13 protein-coding genes are annotated in these 13442 nt (G+C 68.1%); 8 read left to right on the forward strand and 5 right to left on the reverse strand.

Annotation, left to right across the window (positions count from 1 at the left end; translation table 11 throughout):
* The first annotated feature begins 29 nt into the window (after positions 1-29).
* Positions 30-1079, forward strand: a complete 1050-nt coding sequence (locus tag ABD255_RS24155; protein WP_344217686.1) for an aldo/keto reductase — start codon at positions 30-32, stop codon at positions 1077-1079.
* Here the strand turns inward: ABD255_RS24155 and ABD255_RS24160 are convergent.
* A complete protein-coding gene (locus ABD255_RS24160) occupies positions 1056-1766 on the reverse strand; it encodes a GAF and ANTAR domain-containing protein (RefSeq protein WP_344217687.1) in 711 nt (236 codons plus the stop codon). The genes ABD255_RS24155 and ABD255_RS24160 overlap by 24 nt on opposite strands.
* 187 nt (positions 1767-1953) lie before the next feature.
* Here ABD255_RS24160 and ABD255_RS24165 point away from each other — a divergent pair, with 187 nt between their 5' ends.
* The 6 genes from ABD255_RS24165 (at position 1954) to arfA (ending at position 8376) form a co-directional block, all read left to right on the forward strand.
* The gene (locus ABD255_RS24165; RefSeq protein ID WP_344217689.1) at positions 1954-2157 is read left to right on the forward strand and encodes a hypothetical protein; all 204 of its coding nucleotides are present in this window, start codon (positions 1954-1956) and stop codon (positions 2155-2157) included.
* 338 nt (positions 2158-2495) lie between these two features.
* Positions 2496-3494: a LacI family DNA-binding transcriptional regulator gene (locus ABD255_RS24170; RefSeq protein ID WP_344217889.1), complete on the forward strand. Its 999-nt coding sequence runs from the start codon at positions 2496-2498 to the stop codon at positions 3492-3494.
* Positions 3495-3663: 169 nt separating this feature from the next.
* A complete protein-coding gene (locus ABD255_RS24175) occupies positions 3664-4950 on the forward strand; it encodes an extracellular solute-binding protein (RefSeq protein WP_344217691.1) in 1287 nt (428 codons plus the stop codon).
* A 17-nt stretch (positions 4951-4967) separates the two neighbouring features.
* Positions 4968-5921: a carbohydrate ABC transporter permease gene (locus ABD255_RS24180; RefSeq protein ID WP_344217693.1), complete on the forward strand. Its 954-nt coding sequence runs from the start codon at positions 4968-4970 to the stop codon at positions 5919-5921.
* Complete coding sequence (locus ABD255_RS24185) at positions 5918-6811, forward strand: carbohydrate ABC transporter permease (RefSeq protein WP_344217695.1); 894 nt, start codon at positions 5918-5920, stop codon at positions 6809-6811. Before ABD255_RS24180 ends, ABD255_RS24185 begins: the two co-directional genes overlap by 4 nt.
* A gap of 65 nt (positions 6812-6876) precedes the next feature.
* Positions 6877-8376 (forward strand): arabinosylfuranosidase ArfA, encoded by a 1500-nt coding sequence (arfA, locus tag ABD255_RS24190; protein ID WP_344217697.1) that lies wholly within the window; start codon positions 6877-6879, stop codon positions 8374-8376.
* Here arfA and ABD255_RS24195 read toward each other — a convergent pair.
* Positions 8373-8828: a GNAT family N-acetyltransferase gene (locus tag ABD255_RS24195; protein ID WP_344217699.1), complete on the reverse strand. Its 456-nt coding sequence runs from the start codon at positions 8826-8828 to the stop codon at positions 8373-8375. The genes arfA and ABD255_RS24195 overlap by 4 nt on opposite strands.
* A 24-nt stretch (positions 8829-8852) precedes the next feature.
* A complete protein-coding gene (locus tag ABD255_RS24200; RefSeq protein WP_344217700.1) occupies positions 8853-9572 on the reverse strand; it encodes a siderophore-interacting protein in 720 nt (239 codons plus the stop codon).
* A 99-nt stretch (positions 9573-9671) separates the two neighbouring features.
* On the opposite strand from ABD255_RS24200, the gene ABD255_RS24205 reads away from it, so the two are divergent.
* Positions 9672-12272 carry a GNAT family N-acetyltransferase gene (locus ABD255_RS24205; RefSeq protein ID WP_344217702.1) on the forward strand — a complete coding sequence of 867 codons (2601 nt, stop codon included), beginning with the start codon at positions 9672-9674 and terminating at the stop codon, positions 12270-12272.
* Between the two features lie 179 nt (positions 12273-12451).
* Here ABD255_RS24205 and ABD255_RS24210 read toward each other — a convergent pair whose 3' ends face one another.
* Complete coding sequence (locus tag ABD255_RS24210) at positions 12452-12793, reverse strand: Hsp20/alpha crystallin family protein (RefSeq protein ID WP_344217704.1); 342 nt, start codon at positions 12791-12793, stop codon at positions 12452-12454.
* A gap of 357 nt (positions 12794-13150) precedes the next feature.
* Positions 13151-13345, reverse strand: a complete 195-nt coding sequence (locus ABD255_RS24215; protein ID WP_344217706.1) for a hypothetical protein — start codon at positions 13343-13345, stop codon at positions 13151-13153.
* Between the last annotated feature and the right edge of the window lie 97 nt (positions 13346-13442).

Consider the following 13442-nt stretch of genomic DNA (forward strand, 5'->3'; position numbering starts at 1 on the left):
TCACCACGACTTGAACTAGGAGCCAGCACATGCGCTACCGCACTCTCGGCGGGACCGGTATCGAGGTGAGCGTGCACTGCCTCGGCACGATGATGTTCGGCGCGGTCGGCAACCCCGACCACGAGGACAGCGTCCGGATCATCCACGCCGCGCTCGACCAGGGCATCAACTTCGTCGACACCGCCGACATGTACTCCACCGGCGAGTCCGAGGAGATCGTCGGCAAGGCCCTGAAGGGCCGCCGCGACGACGTCGTGCTCGCCACCAAGGTGCACTTCCCGATGGGCGAGGGCCGCAACCGCGGCGGCAACTCGCGGCGCTGGATCACCCACGAGGTCGAGCAGAGCCTGCGCCGGCTCGACACCGACTGGATCGACCTCTACCAGGTGCACCGGCCCGACCCGAGCACGGACATCGAGGAGACCCTCTCGGTCCTCACCGACCTGGTCAGCCAGGGCAAGATCCGCGCCTTCGGCTGCTCGACCTTCCCGGCCGAGGAGATCGTCGAGGCGTACCACGTCTCCGAGCGCCGCGGCTTCGGCAAGTTCCGGACCGAGCAGCCGCCGTACTCGCTGATCGCCCGGGGCATCGAGCGGTCCCTGCTCCCGACCGCCCAGCGACTGAACATGGGCGTACTGACCTGGAGTCCGCTGGCCTCGGGATTCCTGTCCGGCAAGGTGCGCAAGAACCAGCCGGTCGACCTGACCACCGGCCGGGCCGCGCTGACGCCGTTCCGGTTCGACCCGTCGATCCCCTCCAACGCAGCCAAGTTCGATGCCCTCGAACAACTGGTGGAGCTTGCCGACAGCATCGGTTGTACGCTGCCCGAGCTCGCGCTGGCGTTCGTCGTCGCGCACCCGGCGGTCACCTCGGTGATCAGCGGACCGCGCACGATGGAGCACCTGGACGGCCTGCTCAAGGGCACCACCCTCACCCTCGACGACGAGACCCTGGACCGGATCGACGAGATCGTCCCGCCCGGCACCGACCTCTACCCGGCCGACGGTGCCTGGAAGCCCATCTCCCTGACCACCCCGGCGCTGCGCCGCCGCCCGTCAGGCGACCGTTCCGCCGCGTGACTCCGGTGTCCGCCGGCGCCTGCTGAGTTGGTGGGCCACGTCGCGGAGTTGGACGTGGTTCTCGTCGGAGTAGAGCCGCAGGATCTCGGCCGCGCGCGGGGCATCGATACCGAAGCGTTCCATCAAGATGCCCTGCGCCTGGCCGAGCTGTTTGCGGTCAGCGGCCTCCCGCCACAGGGACGCCTCCCGCAAAGCGCTCGCCACCGCGATCGAGGCGTGCCGGGCGAGGACGCTCGCGATCCGCTGGTCCTCCGGCCCGAAGGCGTACGGCCCGAGATCGAACAACTGGAGTACGCCGAGCATCGCGCCTGGCCGTCCGAGTCCGACCACCAGCGCGCTGCGCAGGCCGAGCTCGGCGATCCCGGTCGACCAGGCCGCCCAGCGCTTCTCGGCCAGGCTGTCGGCCACCACCAGCGAATCATGGCCCTTGGCAACGATCGAGAACGCCGGCCCGGTACCGCTCGCCAGCTGCAACTGATCCACCAGCTCGATCATCGGATCCGTCACCGTGACGGTCCACAACGATCTGTTCGAGCCGGTCAGCAGTACGCCGGCCGACTCACACCCGATCACCTGCAGGGCGAACCGCACCACGGCCTCGACCGTCTCGGTGACCCCGTGCTCGCCATGCAGTTCCTGCGCCAGCCGGGCGAACGCCCCGGCCGTCACACCGACCTCGTCCGACAACTCCGATCCGCCTTTCCACCCTCGTGGCCGGCCACCATGATGGGCCGGGAGGCCGGTGAGTGCACAACTTCTGCGAGCCTCGAAACTTATGCATCACGCTCGGTAACGCCTCGGCTGCCGACTTTTCGATCGCGATCGACTGGGCACCGGAAGGGGCGACGAACCGAACCGAGAAGAAGTGAGATCGATGGCCTTACCGCAGTCCATCCGGAACGCCGGCGAACCGTGGACCGATCAGGAGGTGGCACAACTGAAGGCGCTCGCCGCCGACAACATCCCGCCACCGGTGATCAGCGTCCGGCTCGGCCGCCCGGAAACGGCGATCGAGGGTAAGGCCGCCCAGGCGGGGATCACGCTCAACCCGCAGCACAAGCCGCCGTACGGCGGTTGACGCGGGACGCTGGAAGGAGACCGAGATGAGTTTCGACCGACCTGATCTGCCGTACTCCAGCCACAGGTCCGACGGACCGCACGTCAAGGGAGACCTGCGCGAGGAAGGCGTCGAAGTCGACGACGAGGGCAACCTCCAGGGCCTCGACCACCCGGGGGCTCCGGTCCGCAGCCGCCACTGTCCAAGCACCCCGCCGACGAAGAGTCGCCCAGCGACCCTGACACCGGCCCTGACACCGGCCCTGACACCGGCCGCTGAGTTAATCAGGCCCCGGAGCGGCTCCTGTGCACTACCGTGGGCAGACCGGCCCGCGGACGAGAGGTGACACTGGTTTGGCTGTGACGATGCGGGATGTCGCGCTGCACGCCGGGGTGTCGCCGAAGACGGTCTCGAACGTGATGAACGGCTATCCGTACATCCGCGAGGCCACCCGGCTGAAGGTGCTCGCCTCGATCGACGCGCTCGGCTACCAGATGAACCTGTCCGCCCGGAATCTGAAGTCCGGCCGGACCGGGATCATCGGCTTGGCCGTGCCCGAACTCAGCCTGCCGTACTTCGCGGAACTGGCCGACGCCGTCATCGATGCCGCGGAGGAGCACGGGCTGACGGTGATGATCGAGCAGACCGGCGCCGTTCGCGAACGGGAACTCGCCGCCCTCGCCCGGCCCCGCGGTCACCTGGTCGACGGGCTGCTCTTCAGCCCGCTCGGCCTCGGCCACAACGACGCGGAGCACCTAAGGATCTCCACCCCGATGGTGCTGCTCGGCGAGCGGATCTTCCACGGACCGGTGGACCACGTGATGATCGACAACGTCACCGGCACCCGCGCCGCGGTCCAGCACCTGCTCGAGGTCGGCCGCCGCCGGATCGCCGTCATCGGCACCCACCCCGGCGAACTGGTGGGCACCGCCGCCATCCGGTACGACGCCTACGCGGCCACGCTCGACGAAGCGGGCGTGCAACCGGTGCGGCGACTCGCGGTCCAGGCCGGCCCCTGGCACCGGGCGAACGGCGCCGAGGCGATGGAGAATCTGCTCGCCTCGGGAGAGAAGTTCGACGCCGTACTCGGCCTGAACGACACCCTCGCCCTCGGCGCGATCCGGGTGCTGACCAAGCACGGGATCCGAATCCCGGACGATGTCGCGGTGGCCGGATTCGACGACATCGACGAGGCCCGGTACAGCACGCCCACCCTCACCACGGTCGACCCGGGCCGCGGCCGGATCGCGACCACCGCGATCGAACTCCTGGTCGCCCGGATGAACGGCGACGAGTCCGACCACCGCGAGATCGTCGCCCCGTACGCACTCCACCGCCGCGAGTCCACCCTCGGCTGACCGGCCCCGGACACCCCCGACCGCCTGGGTCTTGACGGTCCCGGAGGTGCCGGGCATCATCCTTCTACACCGATGTAGAAACGCACGCCGGAGCTCCTGACCAGGGAGTCGGTGCGGCGCTGAAGCCTGCTCTGATCCGTGCTCCACCCCCGCCAGGAGGAGACGAGAAATGACTCCCTTCACCCCTAGCCGCCGCACCCTGCTGGCCGGCGCGCTGGGCCTGACCGGCGGCCTGGCACTGTCCGGCTGCGGCACCTTCAGCCCGGACGCCCGGGTCCGCGAGTGGAACCTGTTCGGCGGCGGCGACGGCGCCCGGCTGCTGCAGATCCACGACAAGTTCGTTGCCGAGCACAAGGACATCGCCTTCGAGGCGCACACCCTCGCCTGGGGTGCGCCGTTCTACACCAAGCTGGCGATGTCGGCCGCCGGCGGCCGGGCCCCGGAGGTCGCCACCCTGCACCTGTCCCGGCTGAAGGGATTCAGCCCGACCACGATGCTCGACCCGATCCCGGTCGACCTGCTCGCGAAGGCCGGGATCACCGAGCAGGACTTCCTGCCCGAGACCTGGCAGCGCTGCGTCGTCGAGGACCGCCTGTACGCCGTACCGCTGGATCTGCATCCGTTCGTCATGTACTACAACACCGAGATCTGCCAGAAGGCCGGGCTGCTCGGTCCGGACGGCAAGATCAAGCAGATCAAGGGCGTCGACGGGTTCGTCGACGCGCTCACCGCCGTGAAGGACGTCACCGGCAAGTTGGGCGCGTCGGTCGACACAGTCGGGCCGTGGCGCCTGTGGTGGACGCTGTACGGCCAACTCGACGGCCCGTTCCTCGACGAGTCCGGCACCAGGCTGGTGATCGACGACGCCAAGGCCCTGGAAGCCCTGCAGTACCTGGTGAAACTGGCCACGGACGGCCTGATCCCGAAGTCCAGCAACTATCCCGCGGCGGTCGCCCTGTTCAGCAGCGGTGACGCCGGGCTGAGCTTCAACGGCGAGTGGGAGGTGACCACCTACCAGACGGCGAAGATGAAGTTCAGCATGGCGCCGTTCCCGACCGTGTACGACAAGCCGGCCTACGCCGGTGACGCGCACACGTTCGTGATGCCGCACCAGACCGGGCGTCGTCAGGCCGACACCGAGGCGACGATCGAGTACATCGCCTGGATGCTCAAGAACAGCGCCGACTGGGCCGCCGGCGGGCACATCCCGGCGTACCAGCCGGTGGTGAGCAGTCCGGAGTACCTGAACCTGAAGCCGCAGGCGGAGTACCGGTCGGTGGCGCCGGACGTGTTCTTCGATCCGGACGCGTGGTTCAGCGGTTCGGGCGCGCAACTGCAGAGCGAAGCGGCCGCGGCGTTCTCCGGCATCTTCAACGGGCGGTCGGCGCCGAAGCAGGCGCTCGACCAGTTCAAGACCGCCGTCCAGAAGCTTCTCGACACCCCCTCCCCCGTCTAGGTCTCCGGGAGCCCGCCATGGCAGTGAACACTCCCACCCGCCGTGACCCGGTCACGCCGGCACCACCTCCGACGTCGTCCGCCCCGCGCGGCGGTCCACCCCTGTCCGAACGCTGGGGCGGCCTGCTCTTCGTCGCGCCGTTCCTGGTGCTGTTCGCGTTCTTCCTGCTCTGGCCGACGTTCTCCGGCCTGTGGAACAGCTTCTTCAACACCAGCCTGGCCGGGGTGAAGAGCGAGTTCCTCGGCCTGCAGAACTGGCGGGAGATGTTCGGCGATCCCGCCGTCTGGGACTCGCTGAAGAACACCCTGGTCTTCACCGCGATGAGTACGCCGCCGCTGGTGATCATCGCCCTGGTGATGGCGTTACTGGCCAACCGCAAAGGCCTGCTCGGCTGGTTCCTGCGGTTCTCGTACTTCGCACCGTTCGTGCTGCCGGCGACCGTCGTCACCCTGATCTGGGTGTGGATCTACCAGCCCGGCTTCGGCCTGGTGAACGGACTGCTGACCGCGGGCGGTTTCGCCGAGATCGACTGGCTGACCTCCGAGAACCGGGCGATGCTCGCGGTGGTGCTCACCACGGTCTGGTGGACCGTGGGGTTCAACTTCCTGCTCTATCTCGCCGCCCTGCAGGGGATTCCGGACCAGGTCTACGAGGCGGCCGCGATCGACGGCGCCAACGCCCGGCAGCAACTCTTCCGGATCACGCTGCCGCTGCTGAGCCGGACCACCGGGCTGATCGTCGTCCTGCAACTGGTCGCCTCGCTGAAGATCTTCGACCAGATCTACCTGATGACGGTCGGCGGACCGAACTTCGCCACCCGGCCGATCATCCAGTACATCTACGAGACCGGCTTCACCAGTTACCGGATCGGCTACGCCTCGGCCGTCTCCTACATGTTCTTCGTCGTCATCGTGCTCGTCTCGGTGGCGCAGTTCAAGCTGTTCTCCGGCCGGAAGGCGGCGGATCGATGAGCACCCTCACCGAAGCGGAACGGCCGGTCCGCCGGGCGGTCCCGAGCGCCCCGAGCGGGCCGGTCCAGCCGCGCTTCACCTTCGGCAAAGTCGCCGTCATCGTCGGCTCCGTGCTGCTGGCGATCGTCTGGCTGGTCCCGCTGATCTGGGCGATCGACACCTCGCTGAAGCCCGAGGCCGAGACCACCCGGATCCCGATCACCTGGTGGCCGACCGACGCGACCTCCGACGCCTACCGCAGCGTGCTCGACCAGGGATCGATCCTGCGCTGGTTCCTGAACAGCACCATCGTCGCGGTCCTGGTGACCGCGTTGACGCTGATCGTCTCGGTGCTGGCGGCCTACGGCTTCTCCCGTACGACGTTCCCCGGCCGGCGGGTGCTCTTCGGCCTGCTGATCGCCGGCATCCTGGTCCCGCCGCAGGTGCTGATCGTTCCGCTGTTCCAGGAGATGACCAGCCTCGGCCTGGTCGACACCTACTGGGGCGTGGTGCTGCCCCAGGTGGTCGCCCCGGTGATGGTGTTCGTGCTGAAGAAGTTCTTCGACGGCGTCTCCCGCGACTACGAGGACGCCGCCCGGGTCGACGGCGCCAGCCGGTGGCGGATCGTCTGGTCGGTGATGGTGCCGATGTCCCGCCCGATTCTCGTTGCCGTCGGCATCTTCACCTTCATCGGCGCCTGGAACAACTTCCTCTGGCCGTTCATCGTGACCACCGACCCGTCGATGATGACGATCCCGGTCGGCCTGGCCAACGTGCAGGGCTCCTACGGCCTGCGCTACGCCCAGATCATGGCCTCGGCCGTGCTCGGCGGACTCCCCCTGCTGGTCGTCTTCGCCCTCTTCCAGCGGCACGTCGTCCGCGGCGTCGGCGACGCCGGAATCAAGGGCTGAGGCACAGCGTCGTCCTCACCTGACCCGTCCGCTCAGCTTCACACCCTCATGACAGGAGCCACCTCGTGACCTCTGCCTCACTCGTCCTCGATCCCGCCTTCACCGTCGCGCCGGTCAACCGGCGGACCTTCGGCACCTTCGTCGAACACATGGGCCGCTGCGTCTACACCGGGATCTACGAGCCCACCCACGCCACCGCCGACGAGGACGGCTTCCGCAAGGACGTCCTGGAGTTGACGAGGGAACTGGGCGTCTCCCTGGTCCGGTATCCCGGCGGCAACTTCGTCTCCGGCTACCGCTGGGAGGACGGCGTCGGGCCGCGGGAGGAGCGGCCCCGGCGACTGGAACTCGCCTGGCACAGCATCGAGACGAACCAGTTCGGCCTGGACGAGTTCATCCGCTGGTGCGCCAAGGCGGGCGTCGAGCCGATGATGGCGCTCAACCTGGGCACGCGCGGGGTGCAGGAGGCGCTCGACCTGCAGGAGTACACCAACCATCCGGGCGGGACGGCGCTGTCCGACCTTCGCGCGGAGCACGGCGCCGCGTCGCCGTACGGGGTGAAGGTGTGGTGCCTGGGCAACGAACTGGACGGGCCCTGGCAGATCGGGCACAAGACGGCGTCGGAGTACGGGCGGCTCGCGGCGGAGACCGCGCGGGCGATGCGGATGGTCGAGCCCGACCTGGAACTGGTCGCCTGTGGTTCATCCGGCTCCGGGATGCCGACCTTCGGCAGTTGGGAGCGGGAGGTACTGCGGGAGTGCTACGACCTGGTCGACCACATCTCGTGCCACGCGTACTACGGCGACGACGGCGGCGACGTGGCGTCGTTCCTGGCCAGCGCGGTGGACATGGATCGCTTCATCGACTCGGTGGTGGCCAGCGCGGACCACGTCGGCGCGGAACTGAAGAGCCGCAAGCGGATCGACATCTCCTTCGACGAGTGGAACGTCTGGTACGGCGAGCGGTCCCGGCGTACCGACGGCCCCGGCGACCAGTGGGAGGTGGCGCCGCGGCGGATCGAGGACGAGTACAACCTCACCGATGCCGTTGTCGTCGGCAACCTGCTGATCTCGTTGCTCCGGCACAGCGACCGGGTCGCGGTCGCTTGCCTCGCGCAACTGGCGAACGTGATCGCGCCGATCATGACCGAGCCCGACGGACCGGCCTGGCGGCAGCCCACCTTCCACCCGTTCGCGATCACCTCACGCCTGGCGGCAGGCACCGTACTGCGGGTCGAGACGTCCTCGCCGACCGTGGTGACGGAGAAGTTCGGGGAGGTCCCCACGGTCGACGCCGTCGCCACCTACGACGCGGGCAAGCTCGCGGTGTTCCTGGTGAACCGGTCGGTGGACCAGGCGATCGACGTCACGGTGGACACCAGCCGCACGCCGGTCAGCGAAGTACTGGAGGCTCTGACCATGTTCGATGACGACCGGCTCGCTGTGAACTCCGCGACTCAGCCTGATCGAGTTATCCCGAAGCCCGCGGCGGTGCGGCTGAATGACGGCAGCGTCACGATCACGCTGCCGCCGATCTCTTGGACTGCGCTCAGCCTCGGGGCCTAGTTCTTGCGCCGCTGGAAGTGGGTGAGCTGTACTCCGGGGGCGATCGTGATGCGGGTGGTTTCCGTGTAGCCGTGGGAAAGGTAGAGGTTTACCGCGGGGGTGTTCAGGGAGCCGGTGGATACCAGGCTGATCGGGCGTGGTTCGGCGGCGTCCAAGTGGTTCAGGAGGGCTCGGGCGTGGCCGCGGCGGGCGTGGGTGGGGTCGATGACCAGGCGGCTGATCTCGACGGTGTCGGCGTCCGGGAGTTCATAGGCGATCGCCCCGACCAGTACGTCGCCGTCGTACCGGCCGAACCAGTATTCCGTGGACGCCATCAGCCCGGCCAGATCCTCCTGCAGTGGCGGGATGCCGTCGAAGCCGATCAACTCGGCCTCCACCGCGTAGGCAAGGTGCTGAATCACCAGTAGCCGCTTGGCGGTCTCGGGGTCAGCCAGGTCGAGCGCACGGATCATCCCGCCACGCTACCGGCGTACCGGTCAGGCCGCCCGCCAATATCCGAGGGCCCTGACCCGGTGCTTCGGCAAGGACAACTCCTTGAGCAGGTACGACGTCAGCCTGCGGGTGGTCGTCGTGTCGCAGGCGACCCAGACGAACGTGTTGGCCGGGTCGTCGATCAGGTCCGGCAGGCTCGCCTTGACCTCGGCGAACAACTGGTCGCCCTCGCGTGGGACGGTCCGCAGTTCGTGCCGCTCGGGGTCGAGCCGCAGCGGGAGTCCGTGGTCGGAGTCATGGCTGGTCTCGAACCAGATCGTCGCCGGCACCTCCGGCGCCACCTCCAGCAGCGAGTTGATCGCCGGCAGCGAGGCGGGGTCACCGATCACCAGCAGCCGCGGCGGCAGCGGGTCCGGTACCTCGAACTCGGTGCCCTGGAGGGTCGCCTCGATCGTGTCGCCGGGCTCCGCCTTGCGGGACCAGTCACTCGCGCAGCCGTCGTGCAAGGCGAACTCCAGGCTGAAGGTGCCGGTCTCGACGTCCGGATCGACCAGCGTGTACGCCCGCTGGTGCGGCTTGCCCGCGTTGTCGAACCACAGCCGCACCCACATCGTCGGGTGCACCCCGATCGCCTGCAGCAACCCGCCGTCGGTGAAGTGCACCCGCCGGTAGCGCTCGGTGACCTGCTCCGCACCTGTCACGGTGAAGACGAAGTCCTTGCCCCGGAACAGCTTGAGGACGACACCCTCCCAGCCATGTCCCACGACGTTCTCCTCCCGATCAAGGTCAGAATGGCCGTTGCGGCCAGAGGAAGCTGACTTGTAAGTTAGCGCAGCCTAACCTAACTGAAGCGAGGATGACGAGTGAACGCCAAGGTCTACCGGGATGCCCTGGGAGTACCGCACCTGCAGGCCGGTGATCCGCTGGCACTCGCTTACCTCCAAGGGCTCAACGCGGCGACCGATCGGGCTTGGCAGATCGAACTCGAACGGCGCCGGTTCCTCGGCACCAGCGCCGCGTTCCTCGGGTCCGAGGCGCTCGGCTGGGACGTGTTCGCCCGCCAGGCCCGCCTCGACGACACCGCCCAGCGGTGCTACCAGAACCTCGAGGAAGACACCCGCGAGTGGATCTCGGCGTACGTGGCCGGGGTGAACCACGGCCTGGCCGGTGGTGCGCGGCGTGCTCCCGAGTTCGCGGCGACGGGCCTGGTGCCGCAGGAGTGGGAGCCGTGGGCGCCGGTCGGCATCTGGATGGCCGTGCACATCCTGTTCGCCGGATTCCCCACCAAACTCTGGCGCGAGCAGGTCGCACAGCACCTCGGCGACGCCGCGATCGGCCTCTTCACCTCCGAAGGCCCCCGTACTGCGGGCAGCAACGGCTGGCTCATCCCCGGGGATAAGACGGCGACTGGTTCCCCGATCATCGCGGGCGACCCGCATCGCTACATCGAGAGCCCGGGCGTCTACCAGCAGATCCGGCTGACCTGCCCCGAGTACGACGTGGTTGGGCTCGCCGTACCGGGGATTCCGGGGATCGCGCACTTCGGGCACGCGGGGGATGTCGCCTGGGCGATCACCAACGCGATGGCGGACTACCAGGACCTCTTCGCCGAACAACTTCGCCGCACTCCCACCGGCGTCGAGGCCCTCGGCCCAGACGGCTGGACCGAGGCCTCCCGGCACACCGAGGTGGTCGAGGTCGCCAACGCCGAACCTGTCGAGATCGAGGTGATCGAGACCGACCGAGGTCCGGTGATCATCGACGGCGCACAAACGATCAGCTTGCGGTATCCGCCTCGCGTCACCGGGCGGATCGGCTTCGACACACTTCCAGCGTTGCTCAAGGCAACTACTGTGAAGGACATCGACGCGGCGTTCGAGGGCTGGGTTGAGCCGGTCAACGTGGTGATGGCAGCGGACACGGCGGGCGACTTGCTCCACCGAACGGCCGGCCTGGTCCCGCGGCGCCACCCGGACAACCGGCTGCGCGTAGTACCGGCCTGGGAGGCCGATCACCAGTGGCAGGACGGGCTCGAGCCGATGCCACGGGCAACCGTCGACGACTTCGCCGTGATGGCGAACGCCCGCGAGCTCGCGGCGCCTCTGGGTGTCGAGTTCGCCGCACCCCACCGCTCCAGCCGGATCAGGCACCTGCTGGAGGAGCGAGACGACTGGACCGCGGCGGACATGCCGTCCATCCACACCGATACCTGGCTCGGATCCGCCGGACAACTCCTCGATCTCCTGGCCGGCTTGGAAGACCTGTCACCCGAGGCAACCAGCCTGCGCGAGCAGCTGCTGCCATGGGATCGCCGAATGGATGCCGCCAGCAACCTCGCCTCGAGCTTCGCCGCCGTCCGCAAGGCCCTCGCCCGGCGACTCGCGGAGCACCCGATGATCGCGGTCCTCGACCAGGACACTGACTACCCCGAGCTGTTCGTCCCCTGGATCGACACGCTCGCGCACACCTACTTCGCGCTCGAGAACCTGATCGCCACCGACCTGTTGCCCGACGTGAACGTCAGCTGGCTGGCCAAGGAGGCTCTCGAAGAAGTAGCGGCCCGCAAGCCCAGCGGCCCTTGGGGCCACACCCACCAACTCACTCCGCTGCACGCACTCCGCAGTCCGATCTTCACCCCAGCCGAGGACCACTACGAGCTGGCACTGTCGGGTGACCACCACTGCGTCATGTCCACCTCACCCCTGCCCGGCCTCGCCGACGTCTGCATCAGAGCCTCCGCCGCCCGCTACGCCTGGGATCTGGCCGACCGCTCGGCCAGCCGCTGGATCGTCCCTCTCGGCGCGTCCGGAGTACTTGGCGATCCCCACCACCACGACCAGCTTCCGCTCTGGCTGCAAGGCGAACTCGCACCGATCGAAGGTGAACTCGTCGCGGAAGACCCGACCTTCGAGGTCCGCGTCGACGGACTCGGGCTGGTCCGGATGGAGCCCGTCGTACCAGCTCGCGACCTCGACCTCGTCCACGGCTGGGTTTCGGCCGAGCGCGCCCGCTTCTGGGGGATGGTCGACAAAACTCGCGACGAGGTTCTGGGGATCTACGAGTTCCTGGATTCGGTGCCGACCCACCACGCGTACCTGGTGCGCCTGGACGGCGTACCGGTCGCGCTGTTCCAGACGTACGACCCGCAGGCGGATCCCGTCGGTACGGCGTACCGGATCGAGGCCGGCGACATCGGCATCCACTTCCTGATCGCCCCCGGCGAGAGCCGCCCGGGCTTCACCGGCCGGCTGATCTGGGCGCTGGGCCAGTTTCTCCTGATCGAGCGCGGTCACTCTCGCCTGGTCGCCGATCCCGACGCCGACAACGACAAAGCGATCGACCGGATGCAACGCACCGGCTTCACCCTCGGCCCCGAGGTCACCTTCACCCAGCACGACGGCACCCCCAAGACCGCCCAACTGGCCTTCCTCACCCGCGAGGCCTTCAAAGCCTCCGCGGAGTGACCAACGAGCCGCGGCTACCGGTCGAAGGGCGTGGTCGCCCGGTCCGGTCCATCGTCTGGAGGAGACTGCGGTGTCACCGCACCGCCACTGCCAGGACCGGGCGACCGACGTGGGAACGAAGAGATCGTGTGTCTGTCAGTCCATCACCACCTTTCCCGCCGAGGTGAAGGAGGGGAAGCTCAGTTGCTGAGTTGTTTCTGGTTGTGATCCGCGGTGCTGATCGCGATCTTGCGGGGCTTGGCCTGTTCGGCGATCGGGATCCGCAGGGTCAGGACGCCGGCGTCGAAGCGGGCCTCGATCCGGTCGGCGTCGAGAGTGTCGCCGAGGAACAACTGGCGGGAGAAGACGCCGAGCGGCCGCTCGGCCACCTGCATCTCGACGCCTTCGGGCAGTTCGGCCGGCCGGCGTTCGGCCTTGATCGTGAGGACGTTGCGTTCGACGCCCAGTTCGATCGCGTCCTCCGGGACGCCGGGCAGATCGAAGGCGACCACGTAGTCGTCACCGGCGCGGTAGGCGTCCATCGGCATCGGTTCGGCCGGGTCCAGGTGCCGGCCGTCGAACCGCCGAGCAACTGCTGGGTCAGCCGGTCCAGCTCACGGAAGGGATCGGTGCGCATCAACATCGTCATCCACCTCCTGTTTCGACAGTCATCGGTGTCAACACGCACTTCTGTTATAGCGCGTCATCGAAACGATGACAAGGGCCGTTGTCATCTATCAAGTGACAGCAGCGCGGGCCGGTCGAAGAACTGCAGACGTCAGCGCGCCCGGGGGCTGGGTCCCACTGGCAGCACCCGGGCGCGAGGTCGGTCGGTGAGGGAAAGCGGGGCCGGCATGGCCTGGCGGTACTGGCCGACGTCCCGCGAACTCACCCGCCGATCAACTGAGGACCTTGTCGTCCTTCGTGGTGGAAAGGTGGTCTCGGCCGGCAGCACGCCGCTCGGCCGGTTGATGCTCTACCGTGCGTGGTGCTGGGCAGACCGGGTCGCGACGGATCGGGCCGCCCCCCAGTCTCCTGCTCTTCCACTGCTTCTCTTCGTAGTCGTAGTAGGTGTCGACGCCTCCGACTGTCATCGTGTCCTCCCGGTGATCCCCCCGGTTGCACCCCTGCTGGCTTCCTCCACAGTCCGTCACCAGGGGCTATCAATTCAAGCGATTCTTGAAGTACCCA

Origin of the sequence: Kribbella sancticallisti (assembly GCF_039530625.1) — a bacterium.
GTDB classification, from domain to species: domain Bacteria; phylum Actinomycetota; class Actinomycetes; order Propionibacteriales; family Kribbellaceae; genus Kribbella; species Kribbella sancticallisti.